The 20,210-nt window shown below is 72.0% G+C and carries 17 protein-coding genes; 9 read left to right on the top strand and 8 right to left on the bottom strand.

Annotated features, from left to right (window positions below; all coding sequences use genetic code 11):
- Positions 1–57: 57 nt before the first annotated feature.
- The 3 genes from IF43_RS0119970 to IF43_RS0119960 all read left to right on the top strand — a co-directional run bounded on the left by IF43_RS0119970 (position 58) and on the right by IF43_RS0119960 (position 3,655).
- A complete protein-coding gene (locus tag IF43_RS0119970) occupies positions 58–582 on the top strand; it encodes a PadR family transcriptional regulator (protein ID WP_030202254.1) in 525 nt (174 codons plus the stop codon).
- Positions 579–1,277: an ABC transporter ATP-binding protein gene (locus tag IF43_RS0119965; RefSeq protein WP_030202252.1), complete on the top strand. Its 699-nt coding sequence runs from the start codon at positions 579–581 to the stop codon at positions 1,275–1,277. Before IF43_RS0119970 ends, IF43_RS0119965 begins: the two co-directional genes overlap by 4 nt.
- Before the next feature lie 83 nt (positions 1,278–1,360).
- Positions 1,361–3,655, top strand: a complete 2,295-nt coding sequence (locus IF43_RS0119960) for an ABC transporter permease (protein ID WP_030202250.1) — start codon at positions 1,361–1,363, stop codon at positions 3,653–3,655.
- Between the two features lie 100 nt (positions 3,656–3,755).
- Here IF43_RS0119960 and IF43_RS0119955 read toward each other — a convergent pair whose 3' ends face one another.
- On the bottom strand, positions 3,756–4,703 hold the full coding sequence (locus tag IF43_RS0119955) for a LysR substrate-binding domain-containing protein (protein WP_030202249.1): 948 nt from the start codon (positions 4,701–4,703) through the stop codon (positions 3,756–3,758).
- 135 nt (positions 4,704–4,838) lie between these two features.
- Between IF43_RS0119955 and IF43_RS0119950 the strand changes: the two genes are divergently transcribed.
- Both IF43_RS0119950 and IF43_RS0119945 read left to right on the top strand, forming a co-directional pair.
- Positions 4,839–5,393 carry a peroxiredoxin gene (locus tag IF43_RS0119950; RefSeq protein ID WP_030202246.1) on the top strand — a complete coding sequence of 185 codons (555 nt, stop codon included), beginning with the start codon at positions 4,839–4,841 and terminating at the stop codon, positions 5,391–5,393.
- Between the two features lie 2 nt (positions 5,394–5,395).
- Positions 5,396–5,932: an alkyl hydroperoxide reductase gene (locus IF43_RS0119945; RefSeq protein ID WP_030202244.1), complete on the top strand. Its 537-nt coding sequence runs from the start codon at positions 5,396–5,398 to the stop codon at positions 5,930–5,932.
- Positions 5,933–6,039: 107 nt separating this feature from the next.
- Here IF43_RS0119945 and IF43_RS0119940 read toward each other — a convergent pair whose 3' ends face one another.
- The 3 genes from IF43_RS0119940 to IF43_RS0119930 form a co-directional block, all read right to left on the bottom strand.
- Positions 6,040–6,786 (bottom strand): hypothetical protein, encoded by a 747-nt coding sequence (locus IF43_RS0119940; RefSeq protein ID WP_030202242.1) that lies wholly within the window; start codon positions 6,784–6,786, stop codon positions 6,040–6,042.
- Positions 6,770–8,275, bottom strand: a complete 1,506-nt coding sequence (locus tag IF43_RS0119935; RefSeq protein WP_030202241.1) for an AI-2E family transporter — start codon at positions 8,273–8,275, stop codon at positions 6,770–6,772. Before IF43_RS0119935 ends, IF43_RS0119940 begins: the two co-directional genes overlap by 17 nt.
- A 142-nt stretch (positions 8,276–8,417) precedes the next feature.
- The gene (locus tag IF43_RS0119930) at positions 8,418–8,939 is read right to left on the bottom strand and encodes a hypothetical protein (protein ID WP_051795668.1); all 522 of its coding nucleotides are present in this window, start codon (positions 8,937–8,939) and stop codon (positions 8,418–8,420) included.
- 553 nt (positions 8,940–9,492) lie between these two features.
- On the opposite strand from IF43_RS0119930, the gene IF43_RS0119925 reads away from it, so the two are divergent.
- Together IF43_RS0119925 and IF43_RS0119920 are read left to right on the top strand one after the other, a co-directional pair.
- On the top strand, positions 9,493–13,482 hold the full coding sequence (locus IF43_RS0119925; RefSeq protein WP_030202237.1) for a GDSL-type esterase/lipase family protein: 3,990 nt from the start codon (positions 9,493–9,495) through the stop codon (positions 13,480–13,482).
- Positions 13,483–13,485: 3 nt separating this feature from the next.
- Positions 13,486–13,872 carry a hypothetical protein gene (locus IF43_RS0119920; RefSeq protein ID WP_030202235.1) on the top strand — a complete coding sequence of 129 codons (387 nt, stop codon included), beginning with the start codon at positions 13,486–13,488 and terminating at the stop codon, positions 13,870–13,872.
- A 116-nt stretch (positions 13,873–13,988) separates the two neighbouring features.
- Here the strand turns inward: IF43_RS0119920 and IF43_RS0119910 are convergent, their stop codons facing one another.
- The 3 genes from IF43_RS0119910 to IF43_RS0119900 form a co-directional block, all read right to left on the bottom strand.
- On the bottom strand, positions 13,989–14,678 hold the full coding sequence (locus IF43_RS0119910; RefSeq protein WP_030202232.1) for a transglycosylase SLT domain-containing protein: 690 nt from the start codon (positions 14,676–14,678) through the stop codon (positions 13,989–13,991).
- Between the two features lie 439 nt (positions 14,679–15,117).
- Entirely contained in the window at positions 15,118–16,434 is a 1,317-nt protein-coding gene (locus IF43_RS0119905; RefSeq protein ID WP_030202229.1) for a PhoH family protein, read from the bottom strand.
- Between the two features lie 354 nt (positions 16,435–16,788).
- Positions 16,789–17,550, bottom strand: a complete 762-nt coding sequence (locus IF43_RS0119900) for an isoprenyl transferase (RefSeq protein ID WP_030202228.1) — start codon at positions 17,548–17,550, stop codon at positions 16,789–16,791.
- Positions 17,551–17,672: 122 nt separating this feature from the next.
- Here IF43_RS0119900 and mgrA point away from each other — a divergent pair, with 122 nt between their 5' ends.
- Complete coding sequence (gene mgrA, locus IF43_RS0119895; protein WP_030202225.1) at positions 17,673–18,710, top strand: L-glyceraldehyde 3-phosphate reductase; 1,038 nt, start codon at positions 17,673–17,675, stop codon at positions 18,708–18,710.
- A gap of 202 nt (positions 18,711–18,912) precedes the next feature.
- Here the strand turns inward: mgrA and IF43_RS0119890 are convergent, their stop codons facing one another.
- Positions 18,913–19,632, bottom strand: a complete 720-nt coding sequence (locus tag IF43_RS0119890; RefSeq protein ID WP_030202222.1) for an A24 family peptidase — start codon at positions 19,630–19,632, stop codon at positions 18,913–18,915.
- Between the two features lie 131 nt (positions 19,633–19,763).
- Here IF43_RS0119890 and IF43_RS0119885 point away from each other — a divergent pair, with 131 nt between their 5' ends.
- Positions 19,764–20,189: a DUF192 domain-containing protein gene (locus IF43_RS0119885; protein WP_030202219.1), complete on the top strand. Its 426-nt coding sequence runs from the start codon at positions 19,764–19,766 to the stop codon at positions 20,187–20,189.
- The last annotated feature ends 21 nt before the right edge of the window (positions 20,190–20,210 follow it).

Raw genomic sequence — 20,210 nt, 5'->3', positions numbered from 1 at the left:
CCGACTATGCACCCCGTGTATACACCGCAGGTATACACCGCGTGTACAGTCGTCGGCATGTCCATCGGCCACACACTCCTCGGCCTCCTGGAGGCCGGACCACGCCACGGTTACGACCTCAAGCGCGCCTTCGACGAGAAGTTCGGGCACGACCGGCCCCTGCACTACGGGCAGGTCTACTCGACCATGTCCCGCCTGCTGAAGAACGGCCTCGTCGAGGTCGAAGGCATAGAGGCCGGCGACGGCCCCGACCGCAAGCGCTACGCCATCACCGACGCCGGCATCACCGACGTCGAGACCTGGCTCGCCCAGCCCGAGAAGCCCGAGCCGTACCTCCAGTCGACCCTCTACACCAAGGTCGTCCTGGCGCTCCTGACCGGGCGGAGCGCCGCGGACCTCCTCGACACCCAGCGCGCCGAGCACCTGCGCCTCATGCGCCTCCTGACCACCCGCAAGCGCAAGGGCGACCTCGCCGACCAACTCGTCTGCGACCACGCCCTGTTCCACCTGGAGGCCGACCTGCGCTGGCTGGAACTCACCGCCGCCCGCCTCGAGCAGCTCGCCCAGGAGGTACGCCGATGACCCCCGCCGCCCCGCCCGCCGGCTCCCTCCTCGCCGCGAGCGCCCTGCACAAGGCTTACGGGCCCACCCACGCCCTCGACGGGGCGGAGTTCTCCATCCACCCCGGCGAGGTCGTCGCCATCATGGGCCCCTCCGGCTCCGGCAAATCCACGCTGCTGCACTGCCTCGCCGGCATCGTCACCCCGGACTCCGGCTCCATCACCTACGCCGGGCGCGAGCTCACGACCATGAGCGACGCCGAGCGCAGCGCCCTGCGCCGCAGCGAGTTCGGCTTCGTCTTCCAGTTCGGCCAGCTCGTGCCCGAGCTGACCTGCGTGGAGAACGTGGCCCTGCCGCTGCGCCTGGCCGGCGCCAAGCGCAAGGCCGCCGAGGGGGCCGCCCTGGAGTGGATGCAGCGGCTGGAGGTCGACGACCTCAGGGACAAGCGGCCCGGCGAGGTGTCGGGCGGCCAGGGCCAGCGCGTCGCCGTGGCCCGCTCGCTCGTCACCGGCCCCCGCGTGGTCTTCGCCGACGAGCCCACCGGCGCCCTGGACTCCCTCAACGGCGAGCTGGTGATGCAGCTGCTCACCGAGGCCGCCCGGTCCGCCAACGCCGCCGTCGTGCTGGTCACCCACGAGACCCGGGTCGCCGCGTACTCGGACCGCGAGATCGTCGTGCGCGACGGCCGCTCCCGCGACATGGAGCGCGCCATATGAGTTCCCCGCACCACCCGGCCGGCTCCGCGCACCGCGGCCCGGCCGCCCGCGGCGCGCTCGCCGTCTGGCTCCAGGACCTGCGCATGGGCGCCCGGTTCGCCCTGGGCGGCGGCCGCGAGGGCTGGATCCGCACGCTGCTCACCGGCGTCGGGGTGGGCCTGGGCGTGGCCCTGCTGCTCCTGACCACCGCCCTGCCCGGTGCCCTGTCCGCCCGCGACGCCCGCTCGGACGCCCGCAGCACCTGGACCGCGCCCACCGCGGAGAAAGCCGGTCCCGGCACCCTGCTGTTCGCCGAGATCCAGACGTCCTTCCACGGCGAGGACCTGTACGGCGCCGAGCTGCGGCCCGAGGGCCCCGACGCCCCGCTCCCGCCCGGCCTCGATCGCTTCCCCGGTCCCGGCGAACTGGCCGTCTCCCCCGCCCTGAAAGACCTCCTCGCCTCCCCCGGGGGCGCGCTGCTGCGCGAGCGCCTCGACGGGCCGATCACCCGGACGATCGGCGACGAGGGTCTGATCGGCCCCGGCGAACTCGCCTTCTACAGGGGCTCGGACACCCTGCGCGACGACAGCTCCGTCAAGCGCGTCACGGGCTTCGCGAACGGCATCAGGCCCGAGCCGCTCGACCCGGTGCTGACCCTGCTGCTGGTCATGGTCTTCGTGGCCCTGCTGATGCCGGTCGCCGTGTTCGTCGCCGCCGCCGTCCGCTTCGGCGGCGAGCGCCGCGACCGGCGCCTGGCCGCGCTGCGCCTGGTCGGCGCCGACGGCCGGATGACCCGGCGGATCGCGGCCGGCGAGGCCCTCGCCGGGGCCGCGGTCGGCCTCGCCCTGGGTGCCGGGCTCTTCTCCGCGGTACGGCAGTTCGCCGACCGTTTCACCGTCATGGACCGCAGTGTCTTCCCGGCCGACCTCACGCCGAGCCCCTGGCTGACGGCCCTGGTGGTGCTGGCCGTGCCGGCGGCCGCCGTCGGGGTCACGCTCTTCGCCCTGCGGGGCGTGGTCATCGAGCCGCTCGGGGTGGTGCGCACCTCGAAGCCGGCCCGCCGCCGGATCTGGTGGCGCCTGGTGCTCCCGCTGGCCGGGCTCGGTCTGCTGGCCCCGCTGATGGGACGCGGCCGCGAGAACGGCGACTTCAACCAGTGGCAGGTCATCGGCGGCGTGGTGCTGCTGCTCGTCGGCATCACCGCGATCCTGCCCTGGCTGGTCGAGAGCGTCGTCGCCCGGCTCTCCGGCGGCGGGGTCGCCTGGCAGCTGGCCGTCCGCCGGCTGCAGCTCAGCAGCGGCACCGCCGCGCGGCTGGTCAACGGCATCGCCGTGGCGGTGGCCGGGGCCATCGCCCTCCAGATGCTCTTCGCGGGCGTCGAGGGGGACTACACGAAGCGGACCGGCGAGGACCCCTCCCGTGCGGCGCTGTCGGTGTGGATCCGCGGCGGCCAGCACCCCGGGACGAGCATCCTCGCGCAGGCCGACGCGGTCGCGGGCGAGCTGCGACGGGCGGCGGGCGTCACCCGGGTCACCCCGCTGACCAGCGTCACCGCCGCCGACGCCGGCAACCCGGAGCGGACGACGGAACTGACCATCGCCTCCTGCTCCGCACTGCGCGAGATCGCGGACCTGCCCTCCTGCAAGGACGGTGACACGTTCCTCCTGCGCGGCGGGTACGACGACGGCAACGCGCAGGCGCTGGCCAGGCCGGGCGCCGGGCTAATGGTCGGTGGCAACGACACCGCCGGGCCGGTGGCCTGGACCGTGCCGAAGGGCCTGCGCGCCGTGCCGAGCCGGGAGGACCCGGCCGGCACCAGGCGCGGCGGGCTCCTCGCCACCCCGGGCGCCGCACCGAAGGGCACGGCCGTCGCCGGGTACACCTCCATCTACCTCCAGCTCGACCCCGCCGTCGCGGACGCCGGGGAGCGGGCCCGTACCGCGGCTTTCAAGGCCGACCCGCTGGCCACGGTCATGACCCTGAAGAGCACCGAGCAGAGCAACCGCTTCGCGAGCATCCGGACCGGCCTCTACATCGGCGCGGTCCTGGTGCTGATGCTGATCGGCGCGAGCATGCTGGTCTCCCAGCTGGAGCAGCTGCGCGAGCGCAAGAAGCTGCTGTCGGCCCTGGTCGCCTTCGGTACCCGGCGCAGCACCCTCACCCTGTCGGTGTTCTGGCAGACGGCGCTGCCGATCGGCCTGGGCCTCGGCCTGGCCACGGCCACCGGCCTGGCGCTGGGTGCCGTACTGATGCGGATGACCGACGTCCCGGTGGCGGTCGACTGGACGTCGGTGGCCGGCATGGCCGGCATCGGCGCGGGCGTGGTGCTGCTGGTCACGGTCCTCAGCCTGCCGCCGCTGCTGCGGCTGATGCGCCCGGACGGCCTGCGCACCGAGTAGCGCGGGCGGTACGGGAACGGGGGGCGGGCGGCCCGCGCGGTGGCACCACGGCGCGGGCCGCCCGCCGTACCCGGGCCGGGGTGTCGTACGGACACCGCCCTCAGTCCGTCGGCCAGACCGGCAGCGGTCGGACCTGCTCGCGCAGGGCGGCGGCGAGGGCGGTGAACTCCTCCTGCCGGGCCGTGCCGGCGCGCATCGCGAAGGCGATGCGGCGGGTGGGCGCCGGCTCGGCGAAGTACCCCGTGCCCAGGTGCTCGTTGCGGGTGGTCTCCAGCCTCAGCGCCGTGCGCGGCAGCAGCGTCACCCCGAGTCCGCCCGCGACGAGTTGGACCAGGGTGGACAGGCCCGCCGCCGTGGTCGTGACGTCGGCGCCGTCGGTGCGGCCGGCCTCCCGGCAGATGTCCAGCGCCTGGTCCCGCAGGCAGTGCCCCTCGTCGAGCAGCAGCAGCTGCAGCCCCCGCAGCTCCTCGCGCGGGATGTCGCGGCGCCCGGCCAGCGGGTGGTCGCGCGGCACCAGCAGGACGAAGTCCTCGTCGAAGAGCGGGAGTTCGGTCACCGCCGGGACGCCCAGCGGCACGGCGAGCAGCAGCAGGTCCAGCCGGCCGGCGGCCAGTCCGTCCAGCAGCGAGGCGGTCTGCTCCTCGTGCACCTGGAGGTCGAGGCGGGGGAAGCGCCGGTGGACCAGCGAGAGCACGGTCGGCAGCAGGTACGGCGCCACGGTGGGGATGACGCCGAGCCGCAGCGCGCCCGTGAACGGGGCCCGCACCGCCTCCGCCTCCTCCATCAGCGCACCGACCGAGTCGAGCACCGTCTTGGCGCGGGCCGCGATCCGCTCCCCGGCGGGCGAGAGCAGCACCTTGCGGGTGGTGCGCTCCAGGAGCTGCACCCCGAGGGACTCCTCCAGGGCGGAGACGGCCCCGGACAGGGCGGGCTGGCTCATGCCGATCGCGGCGGCCGCGTCGCGGAAGTGCAGGTGCTCCGCCACAGCCGAGAAGGCGCGCAGCTGCGCCAGGGTGGGCTGCTTCGCTCCCCTACTACTCACTGCCACTGATAGGAACCTCCGATCGCATCGCACAAGCTTAGCTATTTCCGTAATCAATGCAGCTGTGCCAGCATGTGAGATCCGTCCAACCCCTTCGGAAAGCCCCCAAAAGGGCCACTTTCCCTGCGCAATGGAGTGCACGTGCTCACTGTCGGTGACAAGTTCCCCACCTACGATCTGACCGCCTGCGTCTCGCTCGAGGCCGGCAAGGAGTTCGCCCAGATCGACCACAAGACCTACGAGGGCAAGTGGCGCGTGGTGTTCTTCTGGCCGAAGGACTTCACCTTCGTCTGCCCGACCGAGATCGCCGCGTTCGGCAAGCTGAACGACGAGTTCGCCGACCGCGACGCCCAGATCCTCGGTGTCTCCGGCGACTCCGAGTTCGTCCACCACGCCTGGCGCAAGGACCACAAGGACCTGCGCGACCTGCCCTTCCCGATGCTGGCCGACGGCAAGCACGAGCTCATGCAGGCCTGCGGCGTGCAGGGCGAGGACGGCTACGCGCAGCGCGCCGTGTTCGTCGTCGACCCGAACAACGAGATCCAGTTCTCGATGGTGACCGCCGGCTCCGTGGGCCGTAACCCCAAGGAGGTCCTGCGGGTCCTCGACGCCCTGCAGACCGACGAGCTGTGCCCCTGCAACTGGACCAAGGGCGAGGACACCCTCGACGCGGGCGCCCTCCTGGCCGGTGAGTGAGCATGGCCCTCGATGAGCTGAAGGCCGCGATACCGGACTTCGCCAAGGACCTGAAGCTGAACCTCGGCTCGGTCATCGGCAACCAGAGCACGCTCACCGAGCAGCAGCTCTGGGGCACGGTCCTGTCCTGCGCCATCGCCGCCCGCTCCCCGCAGGTCCTGCGCGAGCTGGAGCCGGAGGCCAAGGCCAACCTCAAGCCCGAGGCGTACACGGCCGCCAAGGCGGCCGCGGCCATCATGGGCATGAACAACGTCTTCTACCGCACCCGCCACCTGCTCTCCGACCCGGAGTACGGCACGATGCGGGCCGGTCTGCGGATGAACGTCATCGGCAACCCGGGCGTGGAGAAGGTCGACTTCGAGCTGTGGTCGCTCGCGGTCTCCGCGATCAACGGCTGCGGCCAGTGCCTCGACTCGCACGAGCAGGTGCTGCGCGCGGCGGGCGTCGACCGCGAGACGATCCAGGAGGCCTTCAAGGTCGCCTCGGTGGTCCAGGCGGTCGCCGTCACCCTCGACGCCGAGGCCGCGCTGGCCGAGTAGGACCCGCGCACCGTACGGCCCCGGGCCGTACGCCCCCGGAACCGTCCCTGTCCAGGGGACTCCCCGGACGGACCCCCGACACCACCGGTGGCGGGGGTCCTTTCGTCTCACCCCGCGCGCTTCTTCAGCGCGTTCATGAGCGTGCCCATGTCCTCGACCAGCGCGGACTGCAGGGCCGTGTCGTCGAGGTCGCCCTCCGGCTGGTCGCCCTTGGGCTCGTGGGCCTCCGCCCAGCCCCAGTTCTCGCTCGCCTCCATCGAGAAGACGACGCCGCCGTCGACCACCCGCAGCTGCGGACCCGGCAGCGACTCGCCGGTCAGCATGACGGCCTGCTCCCCCAGCCCGACGATCCCCGACCGCTCCGCCGTCCCGAGGGCCCAGCGGTCGTGGTCGACGTCCGCGTCGAACTCCGGCTCCGGGTCGGTCTTCTTGTGCACGGCCATCGTGACGTACACCTGGGACTCCTTCTTCCACCCGGACTTGGTGGCGGCGCCCTGCACCGACAGCGTGCAGCTGAACCAGTCCACCGCCGCGTGCGGGGTCTCCGTGTGGCGGGGCTGCTCGGTCAGCTTCCCCATCAGCCGCGCGAGTCCGGTCGGCTTCACCTCGGCGCACAGGTCGGTCGGCACCCGGTACGCGACCGGCGGGGCGTCGTGGTCGCCCCGGTCCCCCAGCGCGTACAGCCCGCCCGCCCACACCGCGGAGGCCGTCAGCGCGCCGCCCAGCGCCCACACCCAGCCCGCGGGCGGGCGGCGTTCGCGGGTCGGCGGCGGCGCCCCTTCGAGGGGTGCCGCCGGTACCGTCGGGCCGAACGCGTCCCCGTACGCGCCGTTGAGCTCAGGCTCGGATATCACCTTGGTCGTCCCCCTGGCCGATCGGAGCCGCGGCGAGGGCGGTCGCCCCGTGCTGCCCGGGCCCCAGCTGCGGCTCGTGTTCACGGGAGTACGCCCGCAGGTAGACGACCACGGTGTTGGTGACGGCCACGAGCGGGACCGCGACCACCGCGCCCCCGATTCCCGCGATCATGCCACCCGCGGCGACCGACAGCACAACCGCGAGCGGGTGCACCCGGACCGCCCGGCCCAGGATGAACGGCTGCAGGACGTGGCCCTCGATCTGCTGTACGGCCAGGACGACGAGCAGGGTCATCAGGGCGGTCCACACGCCCTGGGTCACCAGCGCCACCACCACGGCCAGCGCGCCGGAGACCACCGCGCCGACGAGGGGGATGAAGGCGAACAGGAAGATGAACACGGCCAGCGGCACGGCCATGGGCACGTCGAGGAAGTAGATGCCGAGACCGATGAACACGGCGTCGATCAGGGCCACGATGACGGTGCCGCGCACGTACGCGGTCAGGGTGCGCCAGGCGCGCGGGCCGGCGCCGGCCAGGCCGGGGCGGGCGGCCGCGGGCATCAGGCCCAGGGTCCACTGCCAGATCTTCCGGCCGTCGTAGAGCAGGAAGAGCGTCGAGAACATCGCCAGCAGGATCCCGGTGAGCGCCTCCGCGACCACCGTCACGCCCTGCAGACCGGCGGAGGTGATCTCGTCGGTGTTGGTGGTGATGGTCTCCTGGAGGTTCTTCGCCAGGTCGTTGATCTGCTTCTCGGTGACGTGGAACGGGCTCTTGAGGGCCCAGTGCTTGAGGTCCTCGATACCGCTCTTGACCTGGTCGCCGAGGGTGTCGATGTTCTCCATCACCTGCCAGACCACGAACCAGCCGGCCAGTCCGATGACGACGAACCCGGCGACGGCGGTCAGGGCGGTGGCCAGCCCGCGCGGCAGTCCCAGTCGGCGCAGCCGGACGACGAACGGCTGGAGCAGCGCGGTCACGAGCATGGCCGCGGCGAACGCGAAGACCACGAGCCGGATCTCGCCGATGACCCGCATGAGCGCCCAGACGACGGCGCCCACGATCAGCAGCCGCCAGGACGCCTCCGCGGCCACCCGCATGCCCCAGGGCAGGACGCTGACGGGATCGGGCAGGCCGGCGGACCCGGGGGCTCCGTGGCCGTGGGGCCGGTGACCGGTCGGCGGACCGCCGGGGCCGCCCGCCGCGGCGGGAACGTCCGCTCCGGCCACGGCCCCCGCGAGGGCCGTACCGGCGACGGCGGGCACGGTGCCGCCCGCGGGCGCGGTACCGGCGCTCGGCACGGCGCCGGGGCCGGCGGTGGGGGCGGGGGCGGGGCCGGCGGTGGGGGCAGGGGTCGCGGCGGCCGCGGCGCCCGGCGGCAGGTCCGCCGCCTCGGCGGCCTCCAACTCGGCACGGCGTTCGTCGAGGCGGGCCTCCACCTGGTCGAGCCGCTTCGCGAGCTGGCTCAGCCACTCACGCCTCTTGGACATCCTCATCCCTTTCCCCCGCCCCCCGGACACGCACCCGGTCGACCGTACACGCGCGGAGCCCCGCACCGAAGTACGGTGCGGGGCCGGGCCGGAGCCGGGGTGGTCCCGTCAGGGCCGGGGGCGCGGCGGCTGCCGCCGGGCCTCAGTCGCAGAGCCAGCCGTACTCGGTCTTGTAGGTGAAGATCTCCTGGCCGGCGGGGTTCCACATGGCGGCGGTGACGAGCCCGCACACCGGGTCGTTGGTGCGCACCGGGCCGGCGTAGTTCGCGAAGTGGCCCTCGTCCGTCTGGCAGGTCCGGCCCCGCGGGTCGCAGGCCTGGACCTTGAGCTTGTAGCTCTTCGAGCCCATGTTGTTGTCGAGGATCGCGCAGCCGGAGTCGTTGCCGCCCTTGGTGTAGGTGAACAGCGTGGCGAGCCGCATCTTGGGGTCGGTGCCCTTGGGCAGCGGGACGGCGCGGGCCAGCTCGTAACCGGCGCCGCACGCGGTCGCGGAGGACATGGCGGCCCTCGGGTGGGACGCGACGAAGGCCTTCGTCTGGGCGTCCGCGGTCTTGGCCAGCGGCACGCGGGGAGCGTCGGCGGCCACCGCCTGCGGGCCGGCGAGCGCGGTCGCGGCGAGTGCCGCGACGACGCCGGTACGAACGACTCCCATGGTGATGGACATGATGGGTCCCCCTCGGTGCGTAAATGCGTGATGTGGTGCGGGCGCGGCTCGGTCAGTGCCGCGCGAAGGCGCCCAAAAGCCCGGAACAACGCCGCGGCCGCAATACATATACGGGTCCGGGCAGCGATTATCCGATGGGCTCGACGCCTGCTCAACGACCCTAGCCGGACGCGAACCCCACCTCTGACCAATCAGTGAGCGACATGAATCACAAGAGTGAAATGCGCGGCGCGCCAGAGGGCCGAAATTCTCCCCTCACATACCTCTGACCTGCAGATATGCAGCACAATGCGGCACTTAAAATCCAATAATCAACCACTAAAGCGCGACCGGAAGGACTGATTCCCATACCCCTCCCACCCCCAGAACCGGAGGCTCCCATTCCGATCCTCAGCTTTCGCTCAAATTGAGAATTCACGCTTGCCGCTCCCCGTCGGCCTGTGATTAAGGTGCTCACCGCCGGTTCGACCAGACCGGCGTCAATGGGGGACTCATTTCGATTTCGTGGCCACGACGTGAATCTGCTTCTCCCCGTGCGTTTGAGGGGAAAACGTTGAGACTACGGAGAAGAGCACGCGTCCCGCTCGCCGCGATGGCGGCGGCCGCGGTGATGGCGACACTGGGGCAGAGCGTCGCCCTGGCGGCCCAGCCCGCCGGACCGGGCGCGGTGGTCGCGCCGGCCCCGGCCGAGGCCGCCGGCGCCGGTGACGCGGTCGCCCCGCCCCAGCGCGATGCGCTGCTGGGCAAGGGCTGGAAGCGGTCCAAGGACCGGGCGTGGACCACGTCGAGCGACGCGGACGGCTTCCACCTGCTGGTCGCCGACGAGCGCAGCGGCTACGCCTGGCGCACCGCCGCCACGCTGTCCGAGCCGGGCTTCGAGGCCGACATGTGGATCGGCAACGCCTGTGTGACGGGCTCCGGCAAGCGGGCCGTGGTCGCCTACGCGCCCCGTACGTTCACCAACAAGGCCGACCTGATGGCGCGCGGTGCCTTCACGGCCGTCGTGGACCTGGACACCGGTGCCGTCCGCAAGCTGGACCGGCAGACCTCGCTGGCCTACTTCAGCCCGGGCTGCGGCACCGGCGAGACGGCCGTGTTCACGCAGTTGGGCGGCGAGAAGAGGAACGCCACCCGGCTGGTGAAGGTCGACGCGGCCACCGCGCGGCTCGCCAAGCCCATCGCGCTCACCGGACAGGTCACCTCCGCGGTGCCGGTCGGCAAGGACATCGTGGCCGCCGACTCCGCCCGGATCGTCCGGATCGACGACCGGGGCCGGCGTACCGCGGTCGCCGCCACGGACCGGATCCCGTTCCAGCTCAAGGCCGACGCGGACGGCGGCGTGGTCTTCCTGGACCGCCCCGCCGCCACGGCCAGGACCAAGTCCCCCGTCGACGCCCCCGGCACCGTCAAGCGGGTCAGCGCCCAGGACATCGCCCGCGGCGACGCGCGCAGGGCCAAGCCCGCCCTGCTCGCCTCCGGGCCGCTGGCGAAGATCGACCTGACGCGCAGCGCGTCGGGCAAGGTCTTCATCACCGGTGCCGCCCGGCCCGTGTCGAAGCTGCCGCGCGCCGTCGCCTCCCCGGCGGACCTCCCGAAGGACACCCAGGCCTCGACCCAGGGCCAGGCCCTGGTCACCCGCAGCGAGTGGGCGGACGTCGTGAAGCCGACGGCCCGCAGGACCAAGGCCGACGCCTCCCGGGCGATGAAGATCTCGCTCAAGGCCGTCGACACCGGCCGGAACGCCTCCTTCGAGGTCACCCCGGGCAACGAGGGCCGGCACTCCGCCGAGGGGCGCGACATGTCCCCGGTCCTGCGGGCCGCCGTCCGCCCGGCACCGTCCGGCCAGGGGCACCCGGCCGCCGCGCCGTCCGCCGGTTCGGCGAACAGCCCGATGGAAACCGAGCGGTACTGCTCGGTCCCCCGCAACGACCCGCGCAAGCAGGCCATGCAGCCCAAGCCGCGCCAGGTCGAGTGGGCGGTGGACCAGGCCATCACCAACAACCTGAACAAGCACATCTCGCGCCCGGCGAACTGGAAGAACACCGGGATGGGCGCGTACCAGCCGCAGTCGCTGTTCCCGCGCCTGGAGCTGGAGGGCGGCGGCCGTGTCCCGGCGCAGGTGATGCTCGGCATCACCGCGCAGGAGTCGAACATGTGGCAGGCCACCCGGTTCGTCGTCCCCGGCGTCACCGGCAACCCGCTCATCGGCAACTTCTACGGCATCGGCCACACCTCGGACGGCAAGCAGACCGACCCGTGGGGCATCAACTGGGAAGAGGCCGACTGCGGTTACGGCATCACCCAGATCACCGACGGCATGCGGATCAAGGGTCACGAGAAGAAGGGCGAGACCGCCCTCGACCCGCTGCGCCAGGAGGCCGCGGCCCTCGACTACACGGCCAACATCGCCGCGGGCATCAACGTCCTGATCGACAAGTGGAACCTGACCCGCAGGGACGGCCTGACGGTCAACGGCGGCAAGCCCCAGTACATGGAGAACTGGTTCTTCGCGCTCTGGGCCTACAACGCCGGCTACTACCCCAAGGCCGATGCCGGCAAGAACGGCGGCCTGTGGGGCGTGGGCTTCACCAACAACCCGGCCAACCCGCTGTGGAAGGCCAACCGGCTGCCGTTCCTGGAGGGAGCCAGCGGTTTCGACAACTACTCCGACGCCGCCCACCCGCAGGACTGGCCGTACCAGGAGAAGGTCCTCGGCTGGGCCGCCCGCCCGCTGCAGGCCCTGGAGTCGCCGGACAAGATGGTCGTGGGCTTCCGGCCGGCGTGGTGGGCCACGCCGCTGGACCGCTCCATGCTGAAGCCGCAGGAGGGCCTGTTCTGCACCTCCGACAACGAGTGCGACAAGTCCAAGATCGGCCCGAACGACGCCAACGACCCGGGCCGGGGCGCCTGCACGCGCACCGACCTCAAGTGCTGGTGGCACGCTCCGGTCGCCTGGAAGAAGTGCGAGTCGGGCACCTGCGGCAACGAGATCCTGCGCTTCGACGACACGTACAAGGAGGAGGCGGACGGTACCGCCTACCCGCCGGTGTGCGAGAAGAAGGGGCTGCCGAACGGCGCCCTGGTCGTCGACGACCTGCCGGCCGGCACGCCGACCCCGCGGCCGGGCTGCGGGCCGGTCTCCTCGGACGGCTCCTTCGCCTTCACGTTCGCCGGCAACCTCGGCGGTGGCGGCCTCTACCCGTCCAAGATGGACACGCACCAGCTCGGCGCCGGGTACAACGGCCACTTCTGGTTCGCCCACACCCGCGCCGACGGTGACGAGGGCAACCGCCTGAAGGTCACCGGCACCTGGACGCTCAACCAGCAGATCGACGGCTGGGCCCGCGTCATGGTCCACATGCCCGACCACGGTGCCCACACCCGCCAGGCCAAGTACGTGATCGACACCGGCAAGGGCACGAAGTTCCGCGTGGCGCAGCAGCGTACGGGCGAGAACCGCTGGGTGTCGCTCGGCGCGTTCCCGTTCGCCGGCACGCCGAAGGTGTCGCTGTCCACCATCAGCATGGACGGCAACGGCAACGAGGACGTCGCGTGGGACGCGGTGGCCTTCCAGAAGCTGCCGGGCAAGCCGAAGGACATCGTGGTCGCCCTGGGCGACTCGTACTCCTCCGGCGAGGGCGCCTCGAAGTCGGGCGGCGGCGACTACTACCCCGAGACCGACACGCTGGGCAAGGACGAGAAGCTCCGCAACGCCTGCCACCGCTCGAAGTTCGCCTGGTCCCGCCAGGCGAAGCTGGCCGACTCCGGCCAGTCGATCGGCGAGCGCGCGGACAACTGGGACGCGAGCATGGACTACCACCTGATCGCGTGCTCCGGTGCCACGTCGGAGAACATCGTCCCCGGCGGTACCGGCGGCCACACGGCCTGGGACCAGATGCACTTCGGCGAGCTGCCCCAGCTCGACCAGGGCTACGTGGACGAGAACACCACCCTCGTCACCATGTCCATCGGCGGCAACGACGCCCGCTTCGCGGACATCGTCTCCAAGTGCATCTTCGGCGGCTTCGGCCTGCCCGAGGTCTGCCAGGAGGGCACCCTGGACGGCGACAGCGAGCCGCTGAAGGCCGCCGAGCCGAAGTACATCAAGAACCAGGTCAAGGCGGCCATCGTCGAGACGCTCAAGGCGATCAAGGTCAAGGCGCCGAACGCGAAGGTGGTCCTCATGGGCTACCCGATCCTGATGGAGCACGTGGGCAGCTGCATCATCGGCATGGGCGCCGCGGAGGCGCCCTGGATCTCCGAGATGGGCGAGGTCATGCTCCAGACGATGGCCGACGCGACCTCGGAGGCCAAGGCCGCCGGCGTGGACGTCACGTTCTCGAACCCGAAGCAGGAGTTCGCGGGCCAGGGCATCTGCGGTGACCCGGAGACGATCCACGGCATCGTGCTGGACCGGACGCCGGGCGACAACCCGGACCTCAAGAAGCAGCCGGCCTCGGCGCAGTCCTTCCACCCGAAGATCCAGGGTGCGCGGCACTACGCCGACTCCCTGGAGAAGACCCTCCGGTCGATGGGGATGTAGGCCATGGGAACCCACCGCACCGTCAGGATCGTGGGCAGCGCCGTGCTCGGCGCCGTGCTCGGCGCCGCCGGGCTGGCGGCCGTCCGCTGGGGGCAGCAGACCGGCGACCGGGTGTGCGAGAGCAGCCCGGACGAGTTCTGCCTGACCCTCTACCCGTTCGAGGGGATGGCGCTGTGGCTGGCCCTGACGCTGGTGGGGTTCTGGATCGGCCTGTGGGCGCTGCGCGTCCGGCCGCTGGGCCTGTCGGTCCCGGCCTGCGTGCTGACCGGCGTACTGGTCCAGATGGTGTGGGCCCAGTACGTCGGGCTCGGCTGGTCGGGGCCGCACGCGGCGGTCTGCGCCGCCGGTCCGGCGCTGCTGGCGGCGGTGCTGCCGGCGCGCCGGGGCTGAGGGTCCACGGGCCGGAGGAGCACGGACGGCAGGAGCACCGACGGGAGGAGCCCCGCACCGGGATCGGTGCGGGGCTCCTCCTCTGCCAGGACGGGTCCGTCGGTGGGACGGGCGGCCTAGTAGTAGCTGTTGGCCTGCCAGAAGCTCCACGCGCCACACGGGCTGCCGTAGCGCTCGTTCATGTAGTTCAGGCCCCACTTGATCTGCGTCGCGGGGTTGGTGCGCCAGTCGGCACCCGCGGACGACATCTTCGAGGCCGGAAGGGCCTGGACGAGGCCGTACGCACCCGAGGACGGGTTGACCGCGCGGTAGTTCCACGTGGACTCGTGGTTCACGATGTTGCTGAAGCACTGGAACTGACCGGCGCCCACGATCTGGCGGGCCATCGCCTTGACCTCGGCGACGGTGTAGGAGCTCTGCGGCGCGAAGGAACCGGGGTCGCGGCGCTCGGAGCGGCTGGCGATGTCGTCCTTCGCCTCGCGCTCCTTCTTCGCCTTCTCCTCGGCGGCCTCCTTCTTCGCCTTGGCGTCCTTGGCGGCCTGGATACGGGCGGACTCCTCGGCGGACTTCTTGGCGTCCGCGTCGGCCGCGTTGGCGAGGGCGTCGGCCTGCTGCGTCAGGGACGCAGTCTGGACCTGGGCCTGGTCGCCGACCGGGATGTCAGTGAGGAGCGTCGTGCCCGCGGCGGTCGTCTCGAGGTCGTTCGAGGCGCCCGGGTCGCCGGCGGCAACGCCCACGACTGCACCAACAGTGGTGACCGCGGTGGCGGATGCCACTGCGAATCCCCGGACCGAGATCCGGCTCACACGGTTTCCTTCCAGCAGCGTCCGGGGCGTGACCTGGCGGACGCAAGAGTGCCCCTGGCGCTGGCCTCCACTTGCCAATGGTCACTGGAGGCTCGGGCCCGTGGACAACTCCCGTGAAGGGAGTGCCTCGTGGTGCTTCCGGGCGGCATACGGCGGTGGCTGTTGAGTTGTGGTGGCGCTGCGCACCTCCGCGGAGAACCTCCGTGGAGATACAGGTGTGCCGTATGCGGGGCCTGACGGAAGCAAGACTCTGCCGGAGGTCGACACCGCAAGGCAATTCCCCGTTGCGTGGGAAAGCTCACACCTCGTGGGACGACGTAAGTTCGGTGAAACGGCTGTGCACGAGTGCGCCGCCCGGCTAGGCTCCTGGACCTTTGCCGGACGGCGCCAACTCGCCTGTCCGATTTACCCCTTCACGGGGTCTTCAGGCTGCTTGCGCTCAGATCGTCTCCAGCATCTCGGTGACCAGAGCGGCGATCGGCGAGCGCTCCGACCGGGTCAACGTGACGTGGGCGAACAGCGGATGGCCCTTCAGCTTCTCAACGACCGCGACCACGCCGTCGTACCGGCCCACCCTCAAGTTGTCGCGCTGGGCGACGTCATGGGTGAGGACAACTCGGGAGTTGGCCCCGATACGGGACAGAACGGTCAGGAGGACGTTCCGCTCCAGGGACTGCGCCTCGTCCACGATGACGAACGCGTCGTGCAGCGACCGGCCGCGGATGTGCGTCAACGGCAGCACCTCGAGCATCCCGCGCCCCAGCACCTCCTCGATCACCTCGCGCCCGGCCACCGCCGAGAGCGTGTCGAAGACCGCCTGCGCCCAGGGGCTCATCTTCTCGGCCTCGGTGCCCGGCAGGTAGCCCAGATCCTGCCCGCCCACCGCGTACAGCGGCCGGAAGACCATCACCTTCTGGTGCTGGCGGCGCTCAAGGACGGCCTCCAGGCCCGCGCACAGCGCCAGCGCCGACTTGCCCGTGCCGGCCCGGCCGCCCATCGAGATGATCCCGACGTCCGGGTCCAGCAGCAGGTCCAGCGCGATCCGCTGCTCCGCGCTGCGGCCGTGGATCCCGAAGGCCTCGCGGTCGCCCCGTACGAGCTTGACGTTGCCGTCCGCGGTGACCCGGCCCAGGGCCTTGCCGCGCTCGGACTGCAGGACGAGGCCGGTGTGCACCGGGAGTTCCGCGGCCTCCGGGACGTAGAGCCGCTCCTCCGAGTAGAGGAGGTCCACCTGCTCGCCGGAGAGCGCGAGCTCGCTCATGCCAGTCCAGCCGTCGCCGGTGATCGCCAGCTCGGCGCGGTACTCCTCGGCGAGCAGACCCACCGAGGAGGCCTTGATGCGCAGGGGAAGGTCCTTCGACACGACGGTGACGTCGTACCCCTCGGCCTGGAGGTTGCGGGCGACCGCGAGGATCCGCGAGTCGTTGTCCCCCAGCCGGAAGCCCGCGGGCAGGACCCCCGGGTCGGAGTGGTTGAGTTCGACGCGCAGCGAGCCCCCGAGGTCGCCCAGCGGGATGGGGGCGTCGAGGCGGCCGTACCGGACCCGGAAGTCGTCCAGCAGGCGCAGGGCCTGGCGGGCGAAGTAGCCGAGCTCGGGATGGTGCCTCTTGGCCTCCAGCTCCGTGATCACCACGATCGGGAGCACGACCTCGTGCTCGTCGAACCGGGAGAAGGCGTGCGGGTCGGCCAGCAGGACGCTGGTGTCGAGTACGTAGGTGCGCCGGTCGGGTGTGCGGCGCTTTGTGCTGGTCACCACGGAAGGACGTACCCCCTCGAGTGAGGTCGGGCCATGAAGACCGGACCGGTCATCGGCCGCAATGCCAGGGCCGATTTCCGGCCCTCCGCTTCGTACGTGCGGTCCGCACGCGCGTCCTGGTGCAAAGGGCCTCCCGGGCGGACGGCCCGGTGCCGCCCGCTGAGATGCGACACCCGTGGTTCGGGCGTCGACCTGCTTGGGGTATTCCCCGAACACGCGCCGCCATGCCATGGCATATGACGGACGGCCGGTGAATCCCCGGTGAAGGCCTTGCTGGTGGGAGCGGTGCGAGCGGATGCGGCGTCAGGCTCCGGGGGGCCGTGGTGGACTCCCCCGGAGGACCGGGGCGGAGGGTCAGGCCCCGTAGCGCCGGTGCCGGGCCGCGTAGTCGCGCAGCGCCCGCAGGAAGTCCACCTTCCGGAAGGCCGGCCAGAAGACCTCGCAGAAGTAGTACTCGGAGTGCGCGCTCTGCCAGAGCATGAATCCGGACAGCCGCTGCTCACCGCTGGTGCGGATCACCAGGTCCGGGTCGGGCTGGCCGCGCGTGTAGAGGTGCTCGGCGATGTGGTCGATGTCGAGGACCTCGGCGAGCTCCTCGATGGAGGTCCCCTTGCGGGCGTGCTCGTGCAGGAGCGAGCGGACCGCGTCCGTGATCTCCTGCCGGCCGCCGTAGCCCACGGCGACGTTGACGAGTATGCCGCGGACGTCGCGGGTGGCCTCCTCGGCCTCCTTGAGGACGTTCTGCGTCCGGGCGGGGAGGATGTCGAGGTTGCCGACGTGGTGGACGCGCCAGCGGCCGTCGGCGGCCAGGCCGCGGACGGTGTTCTCGATGATGTTCAGCAGCGGGCGGAGCTCCTCCTCGGAGCGGTCCAGGTTGTCCGTGGACAGCATCCAGAGGGTGACGACCTCGACGTCCGTCTCGGCGCACCAGCCCAGCAGCTCGTGGATCTTGTCGGCGCCGGCCTGGTGGCCCTGCACCGTGGTGCCTCCGGCGGCCTTCGCCCACCGGCGGTTGCCGTCGAGGATGACGCCGATGTGCTTCGGCACCGCCGCGTGATCGAGGCGGCCTTCCACCCGGCGCGCGTAGATTCCGTACACCAGGTCGCGCAGACTCACGTTTTCAGCCCCTCCGTGCGTAGACCCCGTGCGTGTGCTGTCCCCCGACGGCGCCACATTACTGCGCGTCGGGATCGGCGGCCCAACCCGGGACGTCACAAGTCCGTGATAGGGAGGACAACGTGACTGATAACAATCCCTATCGGGCAGAGGCCACCCGCTACGACTCCATGGAGTACCGGCGCACGGGCCGCAGCGGCCTCAAGCTCCCCGCCGTCTCCCTGGGCCTCTGGCACAACTTCGGCGACGACCGGTCGCTGGAGTCCCAGCGCTCCATCCTGCACCGCGCCTTCGACCTGGGCGTGACCCACTTCGACCTGGCGAACAACTACGGGCCGCCGCCCGGCTCGGCCGAGCTGAACTTCGGCAAGATCTTTGCGCAGGACTTCGCGCCGTACCGGCACGAACTGGTCGTCTCGACCAAGGCCGGCTACCTGATGCACCCCGGCCCGTACGGCGAGTGGGGCAGCCGCAAGTACCTGCTGGGCTCGCTCGACGCCTCGCTCCAGCGGATGGGCCTCGACCACGTCGACATCTTCTACTCGCACCGCTTCGACCCGGAGACCCCGCTCGAGGAGACCATGGGCGCCCTCGCGTCCGCGGTCCAGCAGGGCAAGGCGCTGTACGTCGGCGTCTCCTCCTACACCGCCGAGCAGACGGCGGAGGCGGTGCGGATCCTGACGGACATGGGCGTGCGCCCGCTGATCCACCAGCCCTCCTACTCCATGATCAACCGCTGGACGGAGGAGGACGGGCTGCTGGACACCCTGGAGGAGGCGGGCATGGGCTGCATCTCCTTCGTGCCGCTCGCCCAGGGCCTGCTCACGAACAAGTACCTCAAGGGCATCCCCGAGGGCTCCCGCGCCACCCAGGGCAAGTCCCTGAACCCGGACCTGCTGTCGGACGAGGTGCTGCGCCGCCTGCGGGGGCTGGACGACATCGCCGCCCGGCGCGGCCAGTCGCTGGCCCAGCTGGCGCTGAACTGGGTCCTGCGCGACCCGCGCATGACCTCCGCCCTGATCGGCGCGTCGAGCGTGGCCCAGCTGGAGGAGAACGTGGCGGCCCTGAGCGGCGCCCCGCTGTCCGACGAGGAGCTGGCGGAGATCGACTCGTACGCGGTCTCGACGCCGGGGACGAACATCTGGGCCCAGCGGGGCTGAGTGCCACCCGTTCCGCGGCGCAGGGGGCCCGCGGGCGGGGCCGGCTCGCCACGGCTGAGCTGGGGATTCCCGCCCCGCGGCCCGGACTCCGGGCCCGGGAACGAAAAACGGGCCGGTCCGTGGGGGGGATACGGACCGGCCCGAGGGGGGGGTTCCACCATAACCCTTCGTAAAGCGTGCTGCGTGCATTGGCGCGCCACGATTACGCAGCGAGTCCGCCCAGGAGCAGTCCGGTGAACGCCCCGGCGGCCATGAAGGGTCCGAACGGGAGGGCGGTCCGGCGGCCCGCCCGGCCCCTGAGCACAAGGGAGAGCCCGTAGAGGCCCCCGTAGAGGAAGCCGAGGAAGGCCCCGACGAGCAGTACCCCCCACCCGTACCACCCAAGAGCGACCCCCAGGGCGAGCGCGAGCTTGACGTCGCCGAAGCCCATGCCGTCGGGGTTGATCAGGAAGAGGACGAAGTAGCCCGCCGCGAGTGCCGCCCCGCCCAGCAGCCCGTCCCGCCACGACCCGGCCGCGCCGGGGGCGAGGGCCGCGCAGCCGAGCAGCGCCACGGCACCGGCGGCCAGCGGGAGGGTGACCACGTCCGGCAGCCGGTGCACGGCCCGGTCGACCAGCGCGAGGAGCACCGCGAAGGGGGCCAGCAGCGCCCAGACCGCGGCCTCCGGCACGTTCCCGGCGGCCCCCGCGAGCGCGCCGCAGACGACGGCGGTCAGGACGGCGGTGCGCACCGGGTCGGGCCCGTACGCGGCGCCCTGGCAGCGCGCGGTGCCGAGCCAGCCCGTGAGGGGGTGCCCCCGGGGGCAGTCGAAGCGCCACGGCTCCCCCGGCTCGACCGCCAGCCGGTACGCGACCTTGGGCAGCAGCAGCCCGGCAGCGGCGCCGTACGCGGCGGCGACGAGGCTGATCAGGACGATGACCACGCCCCGAGGCTAGGGAGGCCCCCGGGGCCCGGTCATGGGCCCCTGGGCCCATTCGGACGCGGGTGCGGGGGTCGTACGCTCGCCGGCACGGGCACGGGCACGGGTGCGGAGCACGGAGGGGTGGGGGCGCGATGGGCGGCGGGCGGCGCTGGCGGGACGGGACGGGGATCCTGAGGGTCCCGGGGGCGCCCGGGGGCGCGGCCGACCGCGAGGTGCCGCTGGAGGTGGCCGCCTCGTACCGGACCCGTACGCGGGGGCTGCTGGGCCGGGACGGCATCCAGGGGGCCCTGCTGCTGACCCCGGCGGGGAGCGTCCACACGTTCGGGATGCGCTTCGCGATCGACGTCGCGTACCTGGACCGGAACCTGCGCGTCCGCGCGGTCCGGACGATGCGCCCGGGCCGCCTGGGCCTCCCGCGCCCGCGCTCCCGCCACGTCCTGGAAGCCGAGGCCGGCCGGTTCGCCTCCTGGGGCCTGGTCCCCGGCACGACCGTCGGCCTCGTGCCCGGCGGCGGGGCCGGGCCCGTACCGGAGGCCGACGGGCCCACGGTAGGTTAGGGCGGTTGGCCGGAGCGGAGC

The sequence above is a fragment of the Streptomyces sp. NRRL S-87 genome (assembly GCF_000719335.1).
Lineage (GTDB): Bacteria > Actinomycetota > Actinomycetes > Streptomycetales > Streptomycetaceae > Streptomyces.
The sequence above is the reverse complement of the archived record's forward strand: the minus strand, read 5'-3'. Positions and strand labels throughout refer to the sequence as shown.